General features: G+C 65.4%; 15 protein-coding genes. 4 read left to right on the top strand and 11 right to left on the bottom strand.

Translation table 11 applies throughout. From position 1 onward, the window contains the following. Window position 1: 1 nt before the first annotated feature. The gene (locus ACP15K_RS04585) at window positions 2-1,390 is read right to left on the bottom strand and encodes an arylsulfotransferase family protein (protein WP_193141503.1); all 1,389 of its coding nucleotides are present in this window, start codon (window positions 1,388-1,390) and stop codon (window positions 2-4) included. Window positions 1,391-1,692: 302 nt separating this feature from the next. Here ACP15K_RS04585 and ACP15K_RS04580 point away from each other — a divergent pair, with 302 nt between their 5' ends. Further along, complete coding sequence (locus tag ACP15K_RS04580; protein WP_226925816.1) at window positions 1,693-2,958, top strand: glycerate kinase type-2 family protein; 1,266 nt, start codon at window positions 1,693-1,695, stop codon at window positions 2,956-2,958. Between the two features lie 26 nt (window positions 2,959-2,984). Here the strand turns inward: ACP15K_RS04580 and ACP15K_RS04575 are convergent, their stop codons facing one another. The 7 genes from ACP15K_RS04575 to ACP15K_RS04545 all read right to left on the bottom strand — a co-directional run bounded on the left by ACP15K_RS04575 (window position 2,985) and on the right by ACP15K_RS04545 (window position 11,821). Beyond that, window positions 2,985-3,854, bottom strand: a complete 870-nt coding sequence (locus tag ACP15K_RS04575) for a dimethyl sulfoxide reductase anchor subunit family protein (RefSeq protein ID WP_193141504.1) — start codon at window positions 3,852-3,854, stop codon at window positions 2,985-2,987. Beyond that, entirely contained in the window at window positions 3,854-4,612 is a 759-nt protein-coding gene (locus ACP15K_RS04570; RefSeq protein WP_424989926.1) for a 4Fe-4S dicluster domain-containing protein, read from the bottom strand. The genes ACP15K_RS04575 and ACP15K_RS04570 overlap by 1 nt, the downstream gene beginning before the upstream one ends. Then, window positions 4,609-5,118, bottom strand: coding sequence for a GNAT family N-acetyltransferase (locus ACP15K_RS04565; protein WP_193141506.1), 510 nt, complete (start codon window positions 5,116-5,118; stop codon window positions 4,609-4,611). Before ACP15K_RS04565 ends, ACP15K_RS04570 begins: the two co-directional genes overlap by 4 nt. After that, window positions 5,115-7,886, bottom strand: a complete 2,772-nt coding sequence (locus ACP15K_RS04560; protein WP_424989925.1) for a molybdopterin oxidoreductase family protein — start codon at window positions 7,884-7,886, stop codon at window positions 5,115-5,117. The genes ACP15K_RS04565 and ACP15K_RS04560 overlap by 4 nt, the downstream gene beginning before the upstream one ends. A 214-nt stretch (window positions 7,887-8,100) precedes the next feature. After that, window positions 8,101-8,661, bottom strand: a complete 561-nt coding sequence (locus ACP15K_RS04555; RefSeq protein ID WP_193141508.1) for a DUF4202 domain-containing protein — start codon at window positions 8,659-8,661, stop codon at window positions 8,101-8,103. 21 nt (window positions 8,662-8,682) lie between these two features. Continuing rightward, a complete protein-coding gene (locus tag ACP15K_RS04550; protein ID WP_424989924.1) occupies window positions 8,683-10,197 on the bottom strand; it encodes a PLP-dependent aminotransferase family protein in 1,515 nt (504 codons plus the stop codon). Window positions 10,198-10,435: 238 nt separating this feature from the next. Continuing rightward, window positions 10,436-11,821: an aspartate aminotransferase family protein gene (locus ACP15K_RS04545; protein ID WP_424989923.1), complete on the bottom strand. Its 1,386-nt coding sequence runs from the start codon at window positions 11,819-11,821 to the stop codon at window positions 10,436-10,438. 440 nt (window positions 11,822-12,261) lie between these two features. Here ACP15K_RS04545 and ACP15K_RS04540 point away from each other — a divergent pair, with 440 nt between their 5' ends. Then, window positions 12,262-13,023 carry an SDR family NAD(P)-dependent oxidoreductase gene (locus ACP15K_RS04540; protein ID WP_193141564.1) on the top strand — a complete coding sequence of 254 codons (762 nt, stop codon included), beginning with the start codon at window positions 12,262-12,264 and terminating at the stop codon, window positions 13,021-13,023. Window positions 13,024-13,204: 181 nt separating this feature from the next. Beyond that, window positions 13,205-19,639, top strand: coding sequence for a LamG-like jellyroll fold domain-containing protein (locus tag ACP15K_RS04535; RefSeq protein ID WP_424989922.1), 6,435 nt, complete (start codon window positions 13,205-13,207; stop codon window positions 19,637-19,639). 9 nt (window positions 19,640-19,648) lie between these two features. On the opposite strand, the gene panB is transcribed toward ACP15K_RS04535, so the two are convergent. Genes panB through ACP15K_RS04520 form a run of 3 tightly spaced genes read right to left on the bottom strand, consistent with a single transcriptional unit; the run spans window position 19,649 to window position 21,877 of the window. Beyond that, window positions 19,649-20,461: a 3-methyl-2-oxobutanoate hydroxymethyltransferase gene (gene panB / locus ACP15K_RS04530; protein WP_193141512.1), complete on the bottom strand. Its 813-nt coding sequence runs from the start codon at window positions 20,459-20,461 to the stop codon at window positions 19,649-19,651. A gap of 28 nt (window positions 20,462-20,489) precedes the next feature. Beyond that, window positions 20,490-21,416 carry a pantoate--beta-alanine ligase gene (panC, locus tag ACP15K_RS04525; RefSeq protein ID WP_424989921.1) on the bottom strand — a complete coding sequence of 309 codons (927 nt, stop codon included), beginning with the start codon at window positions 21,414-21,416 and terminating at the stop codon, window positions 20,490-20,492. Between the two features lie 47 nt (window positions 21,417-21,463). Then, entirely contained in the window at window positions 21,464-21,877 is a 414-nt protein-coding gene (locus ACP15K_RS04520; protein ID WP_424989920.1) for a hypothetical protein, read from the bottom strand. Window positions 21,878-22,107: 230 nt separating this feature from the next. Here ACP15K_RS04520 and ACP15K_RS04515 point away from each other — a divergent pair, with 230 nt between their 5' ends. Beyond that, window positions 22,108-24,609, top strand: a complete 2,502-nt coding sequence (locus tag ACP15K_RS04515) for a GcvT family protein (protein ID WP_424989918.1) — start codon at window positions 22,108-22,110, stop codon at window positions 24,607-24,609.

The following is a 24,609-nucleotide window of genomic DNA, read 5'->3' as shown; positions in this document are numbered from 1 at the left end:
ACTACGAGCCCGAGAGCCGCTCGAAGTCGGCTTTCGGCAAGTAGTCTGCCCCATGAGTCTGAAGGCGGGCAAGCACTGGCCCATCAGGATCCTCGCCCTGTTCTTCCAGATACGGGGCGAGGTCCGACACGGCGTTGAATATCCAGACCGCTTCACCGGTGGTGATATCCACCTCGATCACCCGCCCGTTGATGGTTTCCGAGATGAGCATGTGGCGTCCGTCAGGACTTTCACGCACCGCGCCGGAAACATCCGCATCCAGATCGCCCCCAGCCTGTTCTGGAGAGGTTGGGAAGATGGTCCGGGCCGTGCGCTTGGCCAGATTCACGCGCAGGATGCGGGTCCCGCTGCTGGTGGCTTGACCCCCCTGGTTGTCAAAGACCAGCACCGTTCCATCGGCCAGAACCCGCGGGCTGTGCTGGGCAACCATCGGGCCGAAATAGTGATACTTGATCACGCCCGTGTCCCGGTCGAGGATCACCAGCGAGGAACTTGAACGCAGCGACACCAGGAGGTCGCCTGCATTCACGTCGTCCAGGGTCTTGGCCAGTGCCGGAGTGACCTCAACCGCGGCGTTGACGTGGTAGGGGTCGCAATCGTTGCGCACCGCATAGGCCAGCCCCTGCATGTCCGAGGCGCGAACCGAATCGTCCAGGAAATAGGTTGTCGCCTCGTTGCCATCCGGAGAGATGATCGACACGCCCTCCTGAAAGACCGAGCCCAGCTTGCAGTCGGTGCGCACCTGGGTCGCGGCGACAAATTTCGTCGCGGTTTCAACCGTGGCGGCGGGGGCCAGGATGGTGCCGTCGTCGGTGACCGTGGGCCAGTGGTGGCTATGATCGGGGCGCACCCAATCGACCGCGCCCTCCCACGACACGCGCGCGATGCCGACGTGATAGGGGTACATGTTGCGCGCCTGGAAGGTAACGATCAGATCGCCCTGATCGGTCATGTCCAGCCCCTGCACATAGACGTTTTCGGCCTGCGCCTTGCCCGAGAAATCGGCCAGGCGCTCGGGCGGGAACAGGGCTTCGGGGTCCACCTCCCACGTATGGAACACCGTTCCTTCATGATCCATGACATAGGCCAGGCATCCGAAGGTCGGGCAAAGGTCACGGCGATGATGAAAACCGCCGGTCATCAGGATCAGTTGATCGTCCGGAACTGGCCCCAGTGTGGAGGTGGAGTCCACGTCCGACTCTTCGGTGGCAAGCCGGACGACGGTATAGGGAAGTTCCTGATCTTCCAGTTCCCCAAGCGCGTCAAATCCGGCCTTGATCCAAACCAGCTGCTTGTGCGGGAAGATGCGGTATTCCATGGCTGCCACGCCCCAGACGAAGGCCAGCAGAGAGACGCCACAGACAAAGGCGATTTCTGGGAGGTGGCGCACCAATGTGGACCCGGTTTTTCGCGAAGCTTTTGACATATAATTTTTCGGTACCCTGAGAAAACTTCAAAATATTCACAGTCTATAGTGGGACCCGTCAAGATTATTTCGTTAACGCGTCGCGACAAGCGGACTGGCGCTCATTCTGGTGGTCGGCGTTGGCCGGTTTCTCACTGGCATGCGTTCGGACAATCGACCGCAACGCCCGAAACGGATGTCCGGGAACGAAACCCGGTTCCGCTGGCTTTACCTCACGGGGTGCAGAGGCGAGACTGCGGCCCAACGACTGAACGAGGACCAGCCACATGATTTCACGCGACGACAAGGCCTTTCTGACCGCGCTGTTCGAGGCTGCCGTTGCGGCGGCGGACCCCCGGCATGCTCTGGCGCGGCATTTGCCGGAACGGCCGAAAGGGCGGACGGTGGTCATCGGGGCGGGCAAGGGGGCGGCGCAACTGGCGGCCGCCTTCGAAGAACTCTGGGATGGGCCATTGGAAGGGGTGGTGGTGACGCGCTACGGCTATGCAACACCCTGCCGGCAGATCCGCATGCTGGAAGCGGCGCACCCGGTGCCCGATGCCGCCGGGTTGCAGGCCACTGCGGCGCTGAAACAGGCGGTCAGCGGGCTTGGCCCCGACGATCTGGTGGTGGCGCTGGTCTGCGGCGGCGGTTCGGCCTTGCTGCCCGATCCCCAGAAGGGGCTGACCTTTGACGACGAGGTCGCGCTGAACAAGGCTCTGCTGGCGTCGGGCGCGCCGATCTCTGCCATGAACGCGATCCGCAAGCAGTTCAGCGGCGTCAAGGGCGGTCGGTTGGCGGCGCTGGCGCATCCGGCGCGGGTGGTGAGCCTGGTGGTCTCGGATGTGCCCGGGGATGATCCGGCGCAGGTCGCCTCTGGCCCGACGGTGCCGGACGCCACATCGCCCGAGGACGCGGCGGCGCTGGTGCGCGCCTATCGCATCGACCTGCCGGAGCGTCTGATGGCGCATCTGGCGCAGGCCACACCGGCGCCGGGGCCGGATGCGGCCGCGTTCGCGGGGCATACGGTGACTGTCATCGCCTCGGCCGGGCTGTCGCTGGAAGCGGCGGCGCAAGCGTGCGAGGGGCAGGGCATTCCGGCGGTCATCCTGTCGGACGCGATGGAGGGAGAAGCCCGCGAGGTTGGCCGCGTTCTGGCCGCCCTTGCGCGCGAATGCGCCACCCGCGACCGCCCGTTTCAAAAGCCAGTGATGCTGCTGTCGGGGGGCGAGACCACGGTGACGCTGCGCGCCGAGGGCGGGCGCGGCGGGCGCAACACCGAATGCCTGCTGTCGGCGGCCCTTGCGCTGCAGGACATCCCCGGTGTCACCCTGCTGATGGCCGATACCGATGGCATCGATGGCTCGGAAAGCAATGCCGGGGCCTTTGCCGATGGTACCACCGCCGCCCGGCTGCGGGCAGCGGGGCAAGACCCCATGGCGCTGCTGAACGGGCATGACGCCTGGGGGGCTTTCGACAGCGTGGGTGATCTGTTCGAACCCGGTCCTACCGGCACGAATGTCAATGATTTCAGGGCAATCCTGATCCGCTAGGCCGGGTCCGGCCCGTCGCGGCAGGCTTACCGTTTACCGTAGTAGAGCCCGACCACGTGTTCGGCTTGCGCGAAGAACAGCCAACGCGACACGCCGACGCCGGCCAGATGCAGGGCGGCGACAAGCGCCAGCATCACCGGGTGATGGCTGAGCGTCAGGCCAAGGACCGGCAGGGCCACCATGCCCAGAAAGGCCAGACCGCGCAACTTGCGGGCGTGCTTGCGGCCCACCACAAAGACCATCTCGTCCAGCAGATAGTTGCTGCCGGTGTGAGGGCTGGCGATCTGCCGCAGGCCGCCACCGTCGCCCAGCCCGGTTGCGGTCTGCATGGTCGATCCGGCTTCGGCAAAGCGCCGGTCGCCGGCATGCCAGACCCAGAGTTGGGCCGCCCCGGCCAGCGCCAGCAGCAGCGGCGCCAGTGCGGGGGCGGCGAAGATTGCGCCGCCCGATAGGGACAGGGCCAGAAACAGCGCCGGGGTGCCGGGCTGGTGCCAGCGCGGCACGGTTTTCAACTGGGTATAGATCATCGCCGTGGCCCAGACCGTGGCCAGACACAGCAACGCGCCAAGCCATCCCAGCGGTTGCCAGTGTGCGCCGAAGAACACTGCCCCTAAGGCAAAAAGACCCATCAGCAGCAAACCGGCCACCGCCAGACAGCCCTCGCGCGACAGCCAGCTTGAGCGCCACTGGGTCAGCGCCCGCCACGCCCGTTCGGGGTGGCCAAGGTGGAAGGTGGACGCGGCCAATCCGCCAACAGCAAGCCCAAACCCCAGCAAATAATAGAAAAATGCGGCCCATCCGGTCACGGGCGGCAGGCCCAGGCCCAGCCAGAACAACAGTCCCAGACCAAAGCCCGACAGGGTGGTGAAGGCGATGACGGATGGGGCGGGATGCATCAGGCCGATCCTCCGGGCAGGCGGTCGAGGGCGCGGTCAAGCCAGCCGAGGAAGCCCTGCGGGGTTTCAGCGACGGGTTCCAGCAGGGGGGCCAGAATGTCGATCTGGTCGTCCTTGGGCCGCGGTGGCAGGTACTTGTTGACCGGTTTGGTGCCCAGTTCTGGCATCAGGTCCATGCCGCCGCGTTCGGCCACCAACTGGCTGACGGCGCTGCCCGGATCGCCCAGATCGCCGAAGTGGCGGGCCCCGGCGGGGCAGGTGCGCACGCAGGCGGGTTCCCGGTCCTCTTCCGGCAGGTTGTCGTTGTAGATCCGGTCGACGCACAGCGTGCATTTCTTCATCACGCCTTCGGCTTTGTCCATCTCGCGGGCACCGTAGGGGCAGACCCATGCACACAAGCCGCATCCTATGCAACTGGATTCATTGACCAAAACAATGCCGTCCTCGGTGCGCTTGTAGCTGGCGCCGGTGGGGCAGACGGTCACGCAGGGGGCGTCGTCGCAATGCAGGCAAGACTTGGGGAAATGCACGGTCTGGGCCGCGCCGCCGCTTTCGGGGGTGACTTCATAGGTGTGGACGCGGTTCAGAAAGGTGCCCTGCGGGGCAGCACCATAGGGGTCCTGATCGGACAGCGGCGCGCCATAGCCCTGATCGTTCCAGCCCTTGCAGGCGATGACGCAGGCGTGACAGCCGACACAGGTATCAAGGTCGATCACCAGCCCCATCTTGCGGTCGGTCGAAGCAGGGAGCTGGGTCATGAGTCCTCGGATTCCGGGGTCTGGAAAGCGTCTGGAAAAGGTATGGCTGGCGTCTGGCCCGGAGCGGTCTCGGTCAGCACGCGGCGCATCATCGGCGCCGGTCCCAGCGGGGTCTCGACCTGCTCGACCTCGGTGAAGCCTTGCCGGGTGTAGAACCCGTAGGCCGCCGAATTCACCACCAGCCGGCAAGAAGTGCAGCCCGCCGTCATCGCCTCGCCCAAGGCCGCGTGCAGCAGCGCCCGGCCGATGCCCCTGCGGGTGTGGAAGGGATCGACGAACAGCGCCAGAAGTTCGGCCTCGGGACACGAGCGGGTCAGCGCGGCAAAGCCGATGATGGCCCCGGATGGGCCCTCGCAGACATGGATGATGTCCAGCAGATCCACGTCCAGTTCCAGAAGCTCGGGGTGGGCTTTAAGTTTTTCAACGTCGCCGGCATTGGCCATGGCACCACGGCGGTACAGTTCGGCCAGTTGCGGCAGGTCAGAGGGGCGGGCAGCGCGGATCATGGGCGGCTCCTTGGGCCTTTGCCCACCGGGCTGGGCAGGGGCGAAAATGCGGGTTGGGACTCGGGCGGCGGCGGGTCGGCCTTTGCGATCCGCACCCGCAGGTCGAACCACGCGGCCTGCCCGGTGATCGGGTCGGAATTGGCCCATCGCAGCCCGTCGCCCTTGGGCGGCAGCAATTCGTGGATCAGGTGGTTCAGCAGGAAGCCCCTGGTCGCCTCGGGCGCATCGTCATCCAGCGCCCAGGTGCCCTTGCGCTTGCCGATGGCGTTCCACGTCCAGACGGTATTGGCGTTCAGCGCCTCTTGCAGGGCCACAGGCACGGTGATCTCGCCATGCGGAGAGGTGACCCGCGCCCAGTCGCCCTCGGCAAAGCCGTGTTCGTCCCACAGCTTGCGCGGAACATACAGCGGGTTGACCCCGTGCAACTGCCGCAGCCAGGCGTTCTGGCTGCCCCAGCTGTGATACATGGCCATGGGCCGCTGGGTCAGAGCGCGGATCGGATAGCTGTCGTCGGTGCCCTGGGGCTCCTCCCAATAGGGCAGCGGGTCCATGCTGCGGCGCACCCTTTCGCGCAGATGCTCGGGCGGCTGGCGGTCGCCATGGCCTTCGGCGGCGCGCTGGAAGCGGCGCAGGGGTTCGGACCACAGTTCGAACAGATAGGGTTGCGGGGCATCGAACAGGCCCAGTTCCACCGCCCAGTCCTGATAGGCCATGTTCCACGGTTTGTAGAATTGCGCCGCGTCGGGGATGTGGTGGATATGGAAGCCGCCCTGTTCGATATAGCGGTCGATCTGGTCGGGGTTGGGCGCGCCGCGCCCGGTCTGGTCGGCGGTTTCACCGCGATGGCCCATCAGCGGGCCGATGCCCGGTCGGCGTTGGTGGTTGGCGATATAGTCGGCGTAGTCCTTGTAGATCGGCATCCCTTCGGCATCGGTGAAGCCCGGCATGCCCAGACGGTTGGCCAGCTGGATCAGCACGGTCTGGAAGCCGCGCACGTCGCGGTCGGGTTCGACCACCGGCCAGCGGATAGCATCGGCGGCGGCCTCGGCCTCGCAGATCGGGCGATCCAGCAAGCTGATGCAGTCGTGCCGTTCCAGATAGGTGGTGTCGGGCAGGATCAGATCGGCATAGGCCACCATTTCCGAGCTGTAGGCATCGGAATAGATGATCCGGGGGATGACATAGTCGCCGTCGTCGGTGCGCCGTGTCAGCATCTCCATCACACCTGAGGTGTTCATGGAGGAGTTCCACGACATGTTGGCCATATAGAGAAACAGCGTGTCGATCGGGTAGGGATCCTGCGCCACCGCGTTCGAGATCACCATGTGCATCAGCCCATGCGCCGACAGCGGGTTTTCCCAGGTGAACGCCTTGTCGATGCGGCTGGCCGAGCCGTCGTCTTCCAGCAGCAGATCGTCGGGGCCGCGCGGAAAGCCAAGGTGCGGGCCGTCCAGCGGGCGGCCGGGACGGTCACGGCCGTGCGGGGTCGGATGGGCCGAAACCGGCTTGGGATAGGGCGGCTTGAAGCGAAAGCCGCCGGGCACCTCGACCGTGCCAAGGATGATCTGCAGGACGTGCAGCGCACGGCAGGTCTGGAAGCCGTTGGCATGGGCGGAGATCCCGCGCATGGCGTGGAAGCTGACCGGGCGACCCACCATCTTGGCATGGGTGTCGCCCCGGAAATCGGTCCATTCCTGATCCAGCGTGAAGGCCTGATCAAAGGCCGCATGGGCGATCTCGGCGGCCAGTTGGCGGATGCGCGGGGCGGGGATGCCGGTGGTGACGGCCACCGCTTCGGGGGCGTAGTCCTTGGACAGGTAGCGTTCGGCCATGTGCTGGAACACGGTGCGGGCGCCATCGTGGCTGGCGGCCAGATCGGGACGCACGCCCTTCTGGTCGAAGGGGGCAAGCTGTCTGGTGGCGCGGTCGATGACCACCAGCTTGTCCTCGGCATTGCGCAGCAGCAGCCCGTCCTTGCCCACAAGACAGGGGGCGTTGGTGAAGCGTGCCAGATAATCAAGGTCGATCTTGCCCGCCTCAATCAGGCAGTGGATCAGCGCCATGATGAACAGCCCGTCGGTGCCCGGCGTGATGCCGACCCAATCGTCGGCCACCGCGTTATAGCCGGTGCGCACCGGGTTGACGCCGACCACGCGCCCGCCGAGGCCCTTGACCTTGCCGATGCCGATCTTGATCGGGTTGCTGTCGTGATCCTCGGCCACGCCGAACAGGAAGAACAGCTTGGTGCGGTCCCAGTCGGGCTGGCCGAATTCCCAGAACGCGCCGCCCATGGTGTAGATGCCGGCGGCGGCCATGTTGACCGAGCAGAAGCCGCCGTGGGCGGCGTAATTCGGGGTGCCGAAGTTCTGGGCCCAGAAACTGGTGAAGGATTGCGACTGGTCGCGCCCGGTGAAGAAAGCCAGCTTGTGCGGGGCGGTTTCGCGCAGATCGTTCAGCCAGCCGACGGCGGTGGACAGGGCTTCGTCCCAGGAAATCTCGCGGTATTGGCCCGACCCGCGCGGCCCGGTGCGCAGCAGCGGTTTGCGCAAGCGCGAGGGCGCGGTGTGCTGCATGATCCCGGCCGACCCCTTGGCGCAGAGCACGCCCTTGTTCACCGGGTGGTCGCGGTTGCCTTCGATATAGGAAACCTTGCCGTCCTTCAGGTGCACGTTGATCCCGCAGCGGCAAGCGCACATGTAGCAGGTCGTCTTGCGGATTTCGTCCGACACATGCGGCGAGGTGTCGAGATCGACCTTCGGGATGGTCACCTGGCGCGTCTCCTGGGCTGGGGTGGTCCTGGCGTCAGTCTAGACCGGATATTTCGACACTGGCGAGAGGATTTTCCCGTCCCGGTGCCAAAAGCCCGGAAACGGGTCCGGGCTGGGGCAGGTTGGCGGAACATCGGGCCGGTGGCGCCAGGTGGGCAGGGCGCTGCTTGCCACACCCGCCGGGGGGGAGATGGCGCCGCGGCGGGCCGCCTGGTCAGATCCGGAAGGCCGAGGCCAGCGTTTCGGGCAGGTCGAATTCCGACAGCACGCGGGCACGGCCTTCTTCCGACATCTTGCGCGCGGTCTTGACGACAATGCCGTGCACCTTGTCCTGCGGATGCTTGGCCGCGAAGGGCGCGAAATACCATTTCAGGAACACGAAGCAGATCACGTCCTCCAGCGCCTGCACCTGCGGGTCGCGTTTCAGCCCTTCCTTGCGTAGCAGGCTGGCAGCGGTGTCGGCCTCGGCGTCGGAATAGCCCGCATCGCGCATCATCCCGGCCACGCGGGCGCCGTGGTGTTTGGCCAGATCGCGCCGCCAGGTCAGATAGCCGGCGCGGCCTTCGGGGTAGTCTGCCCGTTTCAGGGTCCAGCGTTCGATGTGCTGGCCGCGCGCCGCCAGTTGCAGCACCTCGGACGCCTCGGGGAACAGCCGCGCCAGTTCCGCGCTCATCCGCTCGCCATAGACTTGTGCCTCGGGGCGGCCATCGGTCTGGTTCGGATCCTGGGCATTGGCCGCATCAATGGCGGCGATCACATCGGTCAGTCGGCTCATGGGCGGGGCTCCGGGCATGGGTCAATGGGAAATCGGGGCGGGGGTGTGCTGGGATTGGCCGGTGCCGGGTTGCAGGCGGTCCAGGGCCTGTGCCAGCCGGGCGATACCTTCGGCGATGCGATCGGCGGGGATCGAGGAATAGGCCAGCCGGTAGTGGCGGTCGTCGGGTGCGTCCGGGGCAAAGAAGGCGCGCCCCGGTTCGATCAGCACGCCGTGGTCCAGAAGCTCCTGGGCCAGCGCGCGGCTGCCGATGCCTTCGGGCGTGGTCATCCAGAAGCTGGAACCGCCGAATTGTTCGGTCCCGGCCAGGGTCAGCCCGTGGGCGCGGATCGCCTGATCCATCACCACGCGGCGTTCGCCATAGGCCAGCCCCATGCGCTTGATCTGGCTGTCGTAATGGCCCTGCGACAGGAAATAGGCGGCGGTGCGTTGCAGATGCCCCGGCGGGTGGCGCAGCACGAGAGCGCGCAGGGCGCGGGCCTCGCGGATGAAGGGTTCCGAGCCGACCAGATAGCCCAGCCGCAGCCCCGGAAACAGCGATTTCGAGAACGAGCCGATGTAGATCACCCGCCCGTTGCGATCCAGCGATTTCAGCGCCGGTGAGGGGGTGTCGAGGAAGGACATCTCGAACTCGTAGTCGTCCTCCACGACAAGGAAATTGTCGGCCTCGGCCCGGTCGAGCAGTGCCATGCGGCGCTCCAGCGGCAGGGTGGCGTTGGTCGGGCACTGGTGGCTGGGGGTGGTGAAGACCGCGTCAACCTCGTCGGAAAGGGCGTCCGGGTCCAGCCCGTCGGTGTCCACATCCACCGCCAGCGTCTTGCAACGGGTCTGGTTCAGGATCTCGCGCAGGCCGGGATAGCAGGGGTTTTCGAAGGCGGCGAGACGGCGCTGGGTCAGCAGGATCTGGGCAGCAATCCACAGGGCGTTCTGGGCGCCCAGGGTGACCAGCACTTCCTCGGGGCGCGCGGTGATGCCCCGGCGCGGCAGGATGTGGCGCAGGATGTATTCCACCAGCTTGGGATCGTCGCGTTCGTAGTAATCCGCCGTCAGGGCTTCGAAATCGCGCTGGCCGAGCGCCTGCATGGCGCAGACCCGCCAGTTGCGATGGTCAAACAGGGTTGGATCGGTCTGGCCGTAGATGAACGGATAGGGATAGCGGCGCCAGTCGGGCGGCCGGTGCACGGGGGCGTAGGCGGAAAACTTCTGGCCCAGGGCGCGGGACCAGTCCACGCGGTCCTCGCTGCCGGCGCGCGGCAGGTCGAAGGCCGGCGGGCGCGGTGCCGACAGCGAGACGTAATAGCCTGACCGCCCGCGCGAGGTCAGGTAATCATTGGCCAGAAGCTCGGTATAGGCCAGCGTCACGGTGATCCGCGAGATCCCCAGATGCGCGGCCAGCTTGCGCGACGAGGGCAGCTTGTCGCCGGGTTTCAGCCGACCCGACAGGATCGCCGAGGTGACCATGTGCTGAAGCTGCTGCTGAAGCGTGCCTTCGAAATCTGGGTCCAGAAAAAAGGTCTGTTCCGAAATCGTGGCCATCGAGCTTCCCGGCATTGGTGCGCGCGCAGCCTAGGCCGTCGGGGGGGCATGTGCAAGTCAGGGGCGCAGCGGGCGGGAATTGTGCCGTGCAAACGGGTGGTTGCCGGTGAGCCGTGGCCCGGGGTCGGGTGCGACCGCGCCGCGCCGCAGGCGCGGCGCCCGGCCCAACGCCTTGCGGCCGTCAGGCCAAAAGGGGGCGGGAGCCGCCCCCGTCTGGATCTGTCCCTGTGCCGGTCGCCTAGCCGAAGACCCGGCCCAGGGCCGCGTCCACCGCGCCGGTGATGGCGTCGATGTCATCGGCCGTGGCGATCAGCGGCGGGGCAAAGCACAGCGAGTTGTTGAACCCCGGCAGTGACCGGTTGGTGGCGCCCACGATGACCCCCTGGCCCATGCAGTCGGACAGCACCGCGCCCACCTGCTTCTCGCTCACCGGCTCCTTGGTGCCGCGATCCGCGACCAGTTCGGCACCGCAGAACAGCCCCGCGCCGCGCACATCACCGATCACCGCGTGCTTGTCCTGAAGCGCGCGCAGGTTGTCCACCATCCGCGCGCCCATGGCCTTGGTGTTGTCCAGCAGGTTTTCGCGTTCGATGATCGCCATGTTTTCCATGGCCGCCGCCTGTCCGGCGGTGCAGCCGCCAAAGGTCGAGATATCGCGGAAATAGTTCATCGGATCGCTGTCGTCGTCCTTGAACTGCTCGAACACCTCCTCTGTGGTCACGGTGCAGGAAATCGCGGCATAGCCCGAGGCCACGCCCTTGGCCATCGTCACGAAATCGGGCTGAACATCGTAATTCTGATAGCCGAACCACAGACCGGTGCGCCCGACGCCGCAGACCACCTCGTCGATGTGCAGCAGGATGTCGTACTTGCGGCAGATCTCCTGCACGCGCGGCCAATAGCCCGGAGGGGGCGGGATCACGCCGCCACCGGCGGTTACCGGCTCAAGACACAGGGCGCCGACGGTGTCGGGGCCTTCGCGCAGGATCACCTCCTCGATGGCATCGGCGGCCCGCTGGCCATAGGCTTCGCCGCTCAGATCCCACTGGGCGCGGTATTCCAGGCAGTGCGGCACCTCGACGAAACCCGGCGTATAGGGGCCGTACTGGGCGTTGCGCTCGGGCTGGCCTCCACCGGAGAGGCAGGCGATGGTGGTGCCGTGGTAATCGCGTTCGCGGTACAGGATCTTGTGCTTGCGGCCGCCGTGGCGCTTGTGGGCGATCTGGCGGACCATCTTGAAGGCCTTCTCGTTGGCTTCCGATCCCGAGTTGGAATAGTAGACCCGGCTCATCCCCGGCATCTTTTCCAGAAGCTGCTCGGCGAATTGTGCCGCCGGCACCGTGCCCATGGCGCCGCCCCAGAAGTTCATCTTCAGGATCTGGTCGCGCACTGCGTTGGCGATGCTTTCGCGCCCGTAGCCGACGTTGACCGTCCAGACCCCGCCCGAGACGGAGTCGATGAATTCCTTGCCGTTCTGATCCCAGACCTTCAGCCCGCGGCCTTCGACGATGATCCGCGGATCATTGGTCTCAAGCGGTTTGTGCTGCATCAGGTGATGCCACATGTGCGCCCGGTCTGCGGCGACCACATCCGACAGATCGTTGCGAGAGATGTTCTGATTCATGCCAGCATTCCTTCTCCATGGCGCGACGGGATCAGTCTGACCCGGTCTGCCGCCATGCTCAAGCTTTCTAAGTGCACAGCGTGCGCGTGTCGGATAGGGCCAGTTCCGCATTCTGTGTAAGGCCAGGCGGGCAAGCCCGATGCCAGCAAGACAGGGCGCGCCCCGGGCTTTGTCCGGATCCGGAGGGCCGAAATTCGCCGCGACGGAAGGAAAAGACACCTGCGCGGGGGGGGGGCGAGATGCAGCTACGCGTGGCCCTGGCCTGCCATCTGGCCAATGATCGCGACGCGATCCTGATGACCCATTCGGTCGAACAGGCGCTCTGTATCGGGCTGTTCGTTGGCGCGGCTTTTGAATTGAACGGTCGTTTCGTCGCGGAGCTGATGCTTGTCGGATCCCGGCGCCGGGGCCTAAGTAGATGCAACAGCGAGGAGGCGAGAATGGATCTGAACGGATTGACGGCGATTGTCACGGGCGGCGCATCGGGGCTGGGCGAGGCCACGGTGCGGGCGCTGGTGGCCGAAGGCGCGCGCGTGGCGATCTTCGATCTGAACGCCGAACGCGGTGCCGCGCTGGTGTCGGAACTGGGCGCGGCGGTGATGTTCCGCTCGGTCGACGTGAGCGACGAGGCCAGCGTGACCGAGGCGTTGCGCGCCGTCGAGGACGCATTCGGCATCCCCGGCGCGGCGGTGAATTGCGCGGGCATCGTTCTGGCCAAGACCACGCTGGGCAAGACCGGGCCGCATCCGCTGGACGCCTATGCCAAGGTCATCGACGTGAACCTGAAGGGCACCTTCAACGTGCTGCGGTTGGCGGCAGCGCGCATGGCCGAGGCTGCCCCCGGCCCGGATGGCGAGCGCGGGGTGATCGTCAACACCGCTTCGGTCGCGGCCTTCGACGGGCAGCGCGGGCAGGCGGCCTATGCGGCCTCGAAAGGCGGCATCGCCGCGACCAGCCTGCCGGTGGCGCGGGATCTGGCGCGCAACGGCATCCGCGTCAACGCCATCGCGCCGGGGCTGTTCCTGACCCCCATGGCCGAGGAACTGGGCGAGGACGTCTGCGCGCAACTGGCCAAGGACGTGGTGTTTCCCAAGCGGCTGGGCAAGCCGTCGGAATTTGCCGACGCGGTGCTGTTCCTGATCCGGAACACCTATATGAACGGCGAAACCCTGCGCCTGGACGGCGCCGTGCGCCTGCCCTGAGGCTGCGCGAACCCGGTCCGATATTTCACCCCCGCAACGCCGTTTGCGGGGGTTTTTTCGTGTGTGTCCCGGCGCAAGGAAATGGAAGCCGGCGAAAGAAAATTTCAAATTCATTACGCAGGGGAAAGAAAAAGGTTAAGATAGTCTCATTACAGATGTGTCTTTCGACCGGGAGTCTGTCATGAGCACGCCGCCGCTGCTGAATCTATCCACCGCCGTCACCGCCATCGAAGACTATGACAGCGGCTTGCAGACCAGCCTGAAAAACGTCGGCGAGATGCGGACCGAAACCGCCAAGGTCATCGACGCGCTGGATGTGTTCGACCGGGCCATCGAGAAAGTCGTCGCCCTGCGGGACGAGCTGGACTCCTTCGGCGACGATATCGGCAAACTGCGGGTGATCGTGCGCCTGATGGGCAAGGCCGGGGCGCTGAAAGCCATCGCCAAGACCGCCGACGAAATGCTGGAGGTGATCGAGACCAAGACCAAGCAGTTCGAATCCCGCGTCGACAGCGTGGTCAAGAAGCTGGAAAAGAGCCCGATCAAGACCACGCTGGACAGTGTCAACAGCAAGGTGATGGATTTCGACGACCGGCTGGCGGCGGTCGAGGGCGAGTTGGGCGCGCAGAAATCCAGTTTCGGACAGGTGCGCGAGGTCGTCGGGCAGGCCGCGGCCTTCAACGCCACACCGATCCAGTGGACGGGCACGCTGGTGGAAACGCCCGCCGCCCTGCTGGGCGAGATCAACCAGCAATATGACAACGCCAAGGCGCTGCTGGACAGTTTTTCGACCGATGTGCCCGAGGGCGACTTCCAGCCGATCATCGACCTGGATGCGGCGGTGCGCAAGGTGACCAGCCTGCTGGACAATTTCAGCAAGCCGCTGAACGAGGTCTACAAACTGCTGGAGCCGATCGAGCCGCTGCTGGCAGCGGTGGACTTTCTGGCGTCGCTGACCATCGATCCGGTGATCAACAAGATCCAGGAAGCCATCGGCATCGACGACATCATCGACAAGGCCAAGGCCCAGGTGGAACGCCTGCTGCCGTCACTGTCGATCCTTGACCATCTGGACGGGGCCTTCGATCTGGCGGTGACGACCCTGACCGACTTTGACCTGAACGCCAAGACCTACCCGGTAGAGCAATCGGGCGGCGGCACGCTGGATGTGCCCGATCCGCTGGGCATCGTCGCCTGGGTCGAGGGCGAGCTGAAGGACAAGCTGCAGGAGTTTCTGCTGAACGGCGCCAAGACCCTGATCGCCGATGCCGGGCTGAGTGCCGGCGGCTATGGCGTGGCACTGGAAATCCCGCCGCATCTGCCGGGGGCCGATACCTCGCAGCCGCCGCTGACCGGGTCGGACAATGACAACGATCTGACCGCGCTGATCCATGACATCGTGATGATCGGCGACCAGCATGACAACGTCATCACCGCGCTTGGCGGTGAAAACATGCTGATCGGCGGGGCCGGTGAGGACGAGTTGATCGGCGTCGATGGCGAGAACGATTACTTCGCCGGCGGGCAGGGGGATGACACCCTGCGCGGTGGTGCCGGGGCCATGGACACGGCTTTCTATTTCGGGAACATCACCCAGTACGTGGTGTCGCGCGAAAGCGAGAACGCGCCGGTGGTGGTGGAACATATCTCGCCCATTGCCGGGGTGTCGCTGGACGGGCGCGACACGCTTTACGACATCGAAAGCCTGGAATTCCGCAATCGCGTCGTCGATGTGGATTTGCTGCTGAAGAACCAGCAGCGGGTGGCGCCGGGGACCAGTTTCACCGCGCCGGCGCCGGTGCAGAACCCTGACGGCAGCTATGATCCGTCCTTCCTGTTTGCCGACACGCCGGGATCGACCACAGGGGTCACCATGACCGGCAGTCTGGGCGACGATGTGATCGCGGGGGGCGCGGGCGACGACACCCTGTCGGGCGGCGCGGGCAATGACAGTTTCACCGGCGGGGGCGGCGATGACGCCATTGATGGCGGCGCGGGCATCGACACTTTCAGCTATTACGACGATGGCGTCGGCGGCGGCCATGACATCGAGGTCGATCTGGCCGCGGGCAGCTTCCGCCTGACAGGACGGCAGATCGCCACCCTGACCAGCATCGAGAACGTGGTGGCCGAAGATGCCACCAATTCGTTGCTGTTCGGCGATGCCAATGGCAACGGTCTGACCGGCGGCTTCTCGGACGACCTGATCGACGGGCGTGGCGGCAACGATGCCATCAGCGGCGGCGACGGCCGTGATATCCTGATCGGCGGGCTGGGGATCGACCAGCTGTTCGGTGGTGACGGCAACGATTACCTGGTGGTGGGCGATGCCGACACCTCGGCCGCGCAACGCTATGATGGCGGCGAAGGCACCGACACGCTGGACTATTCGTTCAACAATCCCACGCAGTCGAACGGGCCGCTGAACCATTCCTGGCTGACCGGCAACACCGGCTTCAATCCCGACGACAAGGCCGAGGTGCAGCAAGGCTCGGGCCCGGTGCGCATCTTTGCAGGTCAGGGCAAGGTCGAACGGATGGCCGCCGATCTGACCACGGTTCTGGTCACCGAATACACCCAGAGCATCGAAAGCTACGTCGGGTCCGATTTCAACGACGTGATCCACGGCGGCACCGGCGCCACGGCGGCCCATTCGCTGGACGGGGCGGGCGGCGACGATGTGATCTACGCCGAAGGCGCGCGCGGGACCATCCGGACCGGCGACGGCGTCGACACCGTCTATGCGGGCACCGGCGGGGCGGGCTATATCGGCGACAGCGAGGACACGCTGTACCTGGAATCCGTCGACGATCTGCGCTGGCATGTCGAGGATATCGGTGCCTCCAGCCGCAAGATCCAGGCCTTCCTGGCCACCGATACCGTGGAAATCAAATCGGCCAGCGGGGCCTCGAATCCCGGTGCAGGCTCGGTCCAGGGCTTCGGCACCATTTTCGGCAGCGACTTTGACGACAGTTTCGACATTTCGCGGTCCGGCATCCGCGACGAGGCCGCGGTGGTGGTGCATGGCGGCGAGGGCGACGACGATTTCAGCTTTCACATGCGGGGTTCAACCCCCAACAACGGTCATTTCTACGAAGCCCATGGCGAGGCGGGCAACGATCACTTCGCGGTGGCCTATAACGCCGAACTGGACGGCGGCGACGGCGACGACAGTTTCGCGCTGCGCGGCAATGGCGGGGCCACCCGGTTCATCAATGCCTCTGGCGGAACCGGGACCGACATGTTCCAGGTGATCCGGGTGAATGGCATCATCGACGGCGGCGAAGGCACCGATATCGTGTCGGCCTTCGACAGCAATCCGCTGGAGGGGCTGACCGTCAATCTGCTGGCACAGCAGATCACCTATGCCGGGGATTCCTCGAAGGTCACCACCCTGCGCAATATCGAGGTGCTGATCGGTTCGGACCTGCATGGCGACACGCTGTCGGGCGGGCACCTGGGCGACAAGCTGATCGGAGCGGGCGGCAACGATGTGCTGGAAGGCATCATGGGCGCCCGCAACGCCCCGGATATTGCAAGCTATTACAAGACCACGTCGAGCGCGTCAAAACTGCCGCTGAACGGCAGTTGGACCATCGAGGCCTGGTTCCAGACCACGGACGTGGATTCCGACTATAACCGCCTGATCTCGCGCCCGATCGGCGGGTTGCAGACCTTTTCGCTGGCGGTGCGCAATGGCGATGGTCATACCCGCTTTGACCGTGACACCGGGGGTTTCTACGCCATCTCGGGCGGGGCGGTCGCCGATGGCCTGACGCACCATATGGCGGGGGTCTATGATGAGGTGGCCCAAACCTTCGAGCTGTTCGTGGACGGGGTGTCCGTCGACAAACTCGTCAATCTTCAGGGCGCTCCGCGCGACGATCCGGCCGAGATTTTCATCGGGCGGTTCTCGGACACCAGCAAACAGTCCTTCGATGGCGTGATCGAGGAGATCCGGGTCTGGGACGTGGCCCGCGCGGCCACCCAGATCTCGGCGGATCCCACGGCCATCACTGCCGCCAATGAGCCCGACCTGAAGCTGCACATGGTGGGCGGCACGGCGGATACGCAGTTGACCGTGTCGAAAGGGGCGGCCTTCGGGCCGGTCTACCTTGACCAATCGTCGGGCGACGATCTGCTGTATGGCGGCGCTGGCAACGACATTCTGGCAGGCGGCGACGGCGATGACCTGCTGCACGGCGGCACCGGCGCCGACATGCTGTACGGCGGGACGGGGCGGGACACGGCCTCGTATGCGTCGGCGGCGCCCGGTGCCGATGGCGGGGCCCTTGAGGTGTCGGAATTCAACAACGTGACCGTGGATCTGCAGGCGGGCACGGCCGTTGTGCACAACAGCGTCGCTGCGGTGGACATCCATATTCCCAACACCTTGTTCTGGAACCAGATCGACCAAATTCTGCTGCAGCATGGCACGCTGGTCGCAACCCGGACCGTGCGTATCGTGCCCTCAGAATCCGGCGCGGCAGGTCAGAATCTGGTCGCCACCATGCGGACCTCTCCCTTTGCAACAGTCACCGATACCACGGCCAACCGGGATGTCACGGAAACCCTGGACGGGATCGAAAACGTCGTTGGCGGCGTGGGCGCTGACACGATCCTGGGCGACGGCGGCAGCAACACCCTGCGCGGCGGCGCCGGGGCGGACCTGTTGGACGGGCGCGGCGGCGACGATTATTTCGGGCTGGAGGGCAACGACACCGCCCGGGGCGGGGCCGGCAACGACACCTTCTTCATCGGCGCGGGCGCGCTGACCATCGACGGCGGCAGCGGCACCGACACGCTGGACTTCGGAGAGTTAGGCACCCGGCTGCTGGATATCACCAACTCCGACGGCTCGGTCAGCGAGGTCGAGCAGACCGTCGAACTGGGGCTGGTGCGCTATGACATGGCGGGCGGCTTCTACATCGCCGATTTCGAGATCGACGTGCCGGTCTGGTCCGATACCGGCACCCGCGAGTCGCGCGGCGGGCTGTCGCCCCGCGCGGTGCTGGAAACCGACGCGGCCTATGCCAACAGCGCCGACGACCTGACCCGCGTGGTGCCCACCGGCACCCAGTACGTGGTGTCCTTTGAAAAGCAGATCCAGAGCTTCCGGGGCGATTTCACCAACATCGAGGTGATCCGAAGCAGCAGCCACGTGGAGGTGCTGCAAGAGACCTCGACCGCCGGCGACGACTACATCCGCGGCGGGCTGAACCACGACACGCTCAACGGGCTGGCGGGCAATGACATTCTGATCGGGGATCTGGGCACCGACCATCTGGACGGCGGTGTTGGCGACGACGACATGCGCGGCGGCGGCGGCGACGATTTTCTGTACGTGGACAGCACGGGCGACAAGGTCGATGGCGGCGACGGCTATGATCGGGTTGCGATCGTCGCCGGCACCGGCTTTGACGTGGACCTGGCAACTTGGGCAGCGATCGAAGAAGTCGAAGGCGCGGGCGGTGATGACACGCTGGACGGCTCAAAGGCGTTTTCGCGGCTGACGTTGTTCGGCCGCGCCGGTCAGGACGAATTGCGCGGCGGTTTCGGCAATGATCAGCTGTTCGGCGGCAGCCAGGATGACATGCTGTTCGGCGGCGATTCCACCGACTCACTGTTCGGAGATTCCGGGGCCGACTGGATGGACGGCGGCGAGCAGTCGGATTTCTACGCGTTCGACGGGTTCGACACCATTCAGGACAGCGGCACCCGGGGCTACGACAAGGCCCAGACCAACGATGCTGCGGGCGTCACCGTCTCGCTGGCCGGGTGGAGCGGCGTGGAGCGGATCAACGGGTTCACCGGGAACGACCGCATCAACGGGTCGGGGCAGACCGACGCGCTGTTGCTGTTCGGCGATGCCGGCGATGACATCCTGAGCGGCGGCAGCGGCAACGACGTGTTGATCGGCGGCGATGGCAACGACACGCTGAACGGCGGCGGCGGCAACGACTTTTTGCTAGGTGGTAGCGGTGATGATGTGTTCGACGGCGGCGCGGGCAATGATGTGCTCTATATCGGCCAGCCGGGGGATTATGTCTTCGACGGCGGCGCCGGGTTTGACAAGGCCGTGGTCACCGACACCAATGGCATCATCCTGTCCATCGGCGGCTGGACCGGGGTGGAGCGGGTCAACGGGCTGACCGGCAACGACAATATCGAGGCCAACGGGCTGGCCACGGCGATCACGCTGGTCGGATCGGCAGGCAATGACGTTCTGGCGGGTGGTTCGGCCGGAGATGTGCTGTATGGCGGGGCCGACGATGACCGCCTGTTCGGCGGCGATGGTGCCGATGCGCTGATCGGATCGGTGGGGGACGACTATTTCGACGGCGGCGACGGCGGCGACTTCTACCTCGGCGGCGCCGGGCTCGACTCGTTCGTCTGGAAAGCGGGCTTCGGACGCGACGTGGTCAAGGACTACATCGACGGCGAGGATCGGCTGGATTTCCGCTTCCACACCGGGGTGACGGCGCTGTCCGACCTGACGATCACGCAATCGGGCGCGCATACGGTGATCCGTCTGGCTGCGGGTGGGCCGGACAAGATCACGCTGGCGGATGTGCTGGCCACCGATCTGACCAGCAGCGATTTCGACTTCGTCTGAGGGACGCGCCTAGCGGTAGATCTCGTCTTCCGAGGGGAAGCTGCGGTCCTTGACCTCGGTGGCATAGTCGCTGACCGCCTTCTCGATCATAGGGCCCAGAGAGCCGTAGACCTTGACGAATTTCGGGGTCCAGGGGTTCATGCCCAGCATGTCCTCCAGCACCAGGATCTGGCCGTCGCATTCGGCACTTGCGCCGATGCCGATGGTGGGAATGTCGATCTGCTTCGTGATCTTGGCCGCAAGCGGCTCGACCATGCCTTCCAGAACCACGGCAAAAGCGCCGGCCTCGGCCACGGCCTTGGCGTCGGCCTCGTGCAGGGGCCAGCTGTCCTCATCGCGGCCTTGCGTCTTGAAGCCGCCCATGACGTGGCTGCTTTGCGGGGTCAGGCCGATATGGGCCATCACCGGGATGCCACGTTCGGTCAGGAAGCGGATGGTTTCGGCCATGCGTGCGCCGCCTTCCAGCTTGACCGCGCCACAATGGGTTTCCTTCATGATCTTGGCGGCATTGCGGAAGGCCATGTTGGGGCTTTCCTCGTAGGTGCCGAAGGGCATGTCGACCACGATCAGCGCCTTCTTGGTGCCGCGCACCACCGCCTGCCCGTGCATGATCATCAGGTCCAGCGGCACGCCAACGGTGCTGTCCATGCCGTGCATGACCATGCCCAGGCTGTCACCCACAAGGATGAAGTCGGCGTATTTGTCGACGATCGCCGCCGTATGCGCGTGATACGAGGTCAGCGACACGATCGGGGTGCCGCCTTTGCGCCGGGCAATTTGCGGCACGGTGATACGGCGGATGGTTTCGGTCTGGGTGCTCATGAAAGGGCCTCGTGCAGAACGGCGGGGGTCAGGGGGTGACGACGCGCTGGTCGATCAGAAGAACATCGCCGAAGCGCACCGCCAGCAGGATGACGGCGGGGCGGGCGATGCGGCCGGAAAGCTCGGCAAGGGTTTCGGCGTCGCGGATATCTACCGACTCGATCTCGGCGCCGGCGGCATCGCTGACGCGGGAGGTGATGGCGGCGGCCAGTTCCTCGGCGCTTTGCGGCAGTTGCGGCAGGGCGCGTTCGGCCCAGTCCAGCGCCGCGTTCAGCGCCGGTGCGGCGGCCCGATGCGCCGGGGTCAGCCGCACATTGCGCGAGGACATGGCCAGACCGTCGCGTTCGCGCACGGTGGGCACGCCGATGATCTTGATGGGCATGTCGAGATCGCGGACCATGGTGCGGATGACTTGCAGTTGCTGATAGTCCTTGCGGCCAAAGAAGGCGCGGTCGGGCTGAACGATGTTGAACAGCTTGGTCACCACGGTGGCGACGCCGCGAAAGTGGCCAGGTCGCAGTGCGCCGATCAGGACGTTGGCCAGCCCGGTGGTTTCCACGACGGTCTGGGCCTCGGGATGATACATTTCGCCGGCTTCGGGCAGGAACAGCAGGTCCACGCCCTCGGCTTCCAGCAGCGCGATATCCCGGTCCAGATCCACCGGATAGGCATCCAGATCGCTGGCCTCGTCGAACTGGGTCGGATTGACGAAGATCGAGGCCGCAACCCGGTCACAAGAAGCCTTGGCCGCGCGCACCAGCTTGAGGTGGCCATCGTGCAGGTAACCCATGGTGGGCACCAGACCCAGCACGGCCCCGTCGGCCTTCAGCCGGGCGACGGCCGCACGGGTTTCGGATTTGGTCGGGCAGATTTCCATGGCACCGCCGGTCGAAGAGCTTTGATCTTCTGAGTAAAGCGGCGGCGCGGGCGGCACAAGTGCCGTGGCTGGCGCCAAAGGTCACGCCAGACCGGAGAGAGGGGCCCCGGTCTGGCGCGGCATCGTCAAGCGCAGGTCACGCTCTCACGATGAGGATCGGACACGGGGTCCGGGGTCAAATCGCTGATCCAGGCGCGCATGCTGGCCTGCTGGGCAATCTCATAGGCGCGGTCCAGATCCCAGGCCGCCATGGCGTCCTGCAGGCTGGGCGCGTCGCAATTGGCCGGATCGGTTTCCGCAGGCTCGATCCCGACGTCGGGCAGCCGCACGGCCAGCAGCGTCAGCAGGCCAAGGGTCAGGGCCGCGCCGCCAAACCAGCCCAGGGCAAAGACGGAAAACAGCGCCCAGTCGGACAGCCAGGCCAGGGTGCCCAGGCCGCAGCAGCAACAGGCGTTGAACGCGATGATCGACACGGGGTTGACGGCACGCGCCGCGCGCGGCTGCGGGGTCGGGTCCAGGGCATCTGTCTGTCGGTACATTCCGGCGACTCCTCACAAAACTTTTGACGATGACACAAACACAACCGTTTACTCTTGCCCTCAGGATCATCCTCCAAGCTTAAGGATCCGTTACCCATGATTCGACGCGGGGAGGAAATGCGCGCAGGGCCGTTGCATGTCGTTTTTTCCGGTCGATGGGTCGGGCCGATTTGGACAGGAGGGCACCGCCGCGCCATGGTGCTGACAAGCGTGGAACAGGAGGCCCGGCCATGAAAACAGAAGTCAAAGCACTGGTTGTTGGTGGTGGGGCTGTCGGCGCGTCCATAGCCTATCATCTGGCCCGCGCGGGCTGGGACGACGTGATGCTGCTGGAACGGGACGAGCTGACCAGCGGATCGACGTGGCACGCGGCGGGGCTGCTGCCGCTGTTCAACATGTCCTATGCCACGACGCATATCCACAAGTACTCGGTCGATTTCTACAAGATGCTGGAGGCCGAGACCGGGTTGAATGCCGGGTTCTCGGTGGTGGGCAACCTGCGCATGGCGCAGACGCAGGCGCGCATGGATGAATACATGCTCTATGCCTCGACGGCCGAAACCGCGGGCGTGCCCTATGAATGGCTGACCCCGGCCCAGATCAAGGAGCGGTGGCCGCTGGTGCGCACCGAAGATCTGAAGGGCGCGATCTATCACCCGACCGATGGCTACATCAATCCGGCGGATGTGACGATGGCCATGGCCAAGGGCGCCCGTCAGCGCGGCGTTGTCATTGAACGCAAGTGGCAGGTCGATGGCTATCGCTGGAACGGGCAGGCCTGGGAAGTCACCTGCACCCGCACCGCCGACAAGGGCGGCAATCTGATCGCGACCGAGGAACAGGTGGTCATCACCGCCGAGCATGTGGTCACCGCCACCGGCAACCACGCGCAGCGCACCGCGCGACTTCTGGGGTTGAAGATCCCGGCGATCCCGGTGGAACACCAGTTCATTGTGACCGAGCCCGACCCGGCCTTGGTGGAATATCGCAAGACACATGGCGAACACCCGGTCCTGCGCGATGCCGACGCCAAGTGGTACGTGCGCGAAGAACGCGGCGGCTGGATCCTTGGCCCCTATGAGCGCAACGCACCTGCGCGGTTCGAATACGGCGTGCCCGACAGTTTCCGCGCCGACCTCTTCCCGCTGGATCTGGAGCGGATCGAGGAGGAATACATGTCGATGATCCACCGGATTCCGTCGTCGGAAACCGTGGGTCTGAAGGATGATTTCAACGGCCCGATCTGCTACACGCCGGACGGCAATCCGCTGGTCGGTCCGGCGCCGGGGCTGCGCAACATGTGGCTGGCCGAAGGCTTCAGCTTCGGCATCACCGCGGCGGGCGGCACCGGGTATTACCTGGCGCAGATGATGGTGGACGGCGAGGCCGAGATCGACATGGCCTCGCTTGATCCCAAGCGCTACGGGCGGTGGATGACCACCGAATACGCGGCGCGCAAGAACGAGGAATGCTACGACCACGTCTATATCCTGCACCACCCCGACGAGGAACGCCCGGCCTGTCGGCCCCTGCGCACCGCGCCGGCCTATGACCGTCAGGCGGCGCGTGGCGCGCAATTCGGGCAGGTCAACGGCTGGGAGCGGCCCAATTATTTCGGCCCGCTGGGGGCGCATGACAATTTCGACCACGACTCTCGCAGTTTCCGGCGCGGCGACTGGTGGCAATATGCCGAGGCCGAGGCGCGTGCGATCCGCGAGGGTGTCGGACTGATCGACGCCACCGCCTTTGCCAAGCACCGGGTATCGGGCGCGGGCGCCACCGAGTTTCTGGATTGGTTCACCTGCAACAAGCTGCCCAGGATCGGCCGGATCAACCTGACCTACGCGCTGACAAGTGCAGGCACGACGCGCACCGAATACACCATCGTCCGCCAGCACGAGAACGTATACTATCTTGTCTCGGCCGGGGCCTGGGTGACCTATGACGCGGACTACCTGCAAAAGGCGGCCGAGGATTTCATGGACCGCACCGGCAAGTTGGTACTGGTGCAGGATGTCACCACCCAATGGGGCGTGTTCGCCATCGCCGGCCCGAAGTCGCGCGATGTGCTGAAGGCGGTGCTCAAGGATGCCGATCCGGACACCGCCCTGTCCAACAAGCGGTTCCCCTGGCTGTCGGCCCGCGAGATCGAACTGGGCATGTGCCCCACGATGGCGATCCGTGTCGCCTATACCGGCGAGTTGGGATGGGAGTTGCACCACCCGATCGAGATGCAGAATTACCTGTTCGACCTGCTGGAAAACGCCGGTGCGGCGCACGGCATGAAGCTGGTGGGCGCACGGGCGCAGAACTGGCTGCGGCAGGAGAAATCCTATCGCGCCTTCGGCACCGAACTGGGCCGCGACGCCACCCCCGCCGAGGCCGGTCTGGACCGCTTCATCGACTTGGACAAGAACTTCTTCGGCAAGCAGGCAATGCTGGATCTGGGCATCCGGTCGAAATGCGTGACCCTGCTGATCGACGGGCCCGAGGATGCCGACCCCTGGGGTCGCGAGGCGCTGTATGACGGCAACACGCGTGTCGGACGCCTGACATCGGGCGGCTATTCCGTGGCCTTCGGCAAATCCATTGGCATGGGCTATGTGGCGCCGGACCTGGCGGCTCCCGGCACCCGCCTGAAGGTCAAGATGTTTGACCAACTGTGGGATGCCGAGGTGACCGAGGACAGCCCCTATGATCCGACCAATGCCACCATTCGCTTGAACGGATAG

The sequence above is a fragment of the Fluviibacterium sp. S390 genome (genome assembly GCF_049800695.1).
GTDB lineage: Bacteria > Pseudomonadota > Alphaproteobacteria > Rhodobacterales > Rhodobacteraceae > Meridianimarinicoccus.
Note: the sequence above shows the minus strand (reverse complement) of the source record. Positions and strands in the feature narration are given on the sequence as shown.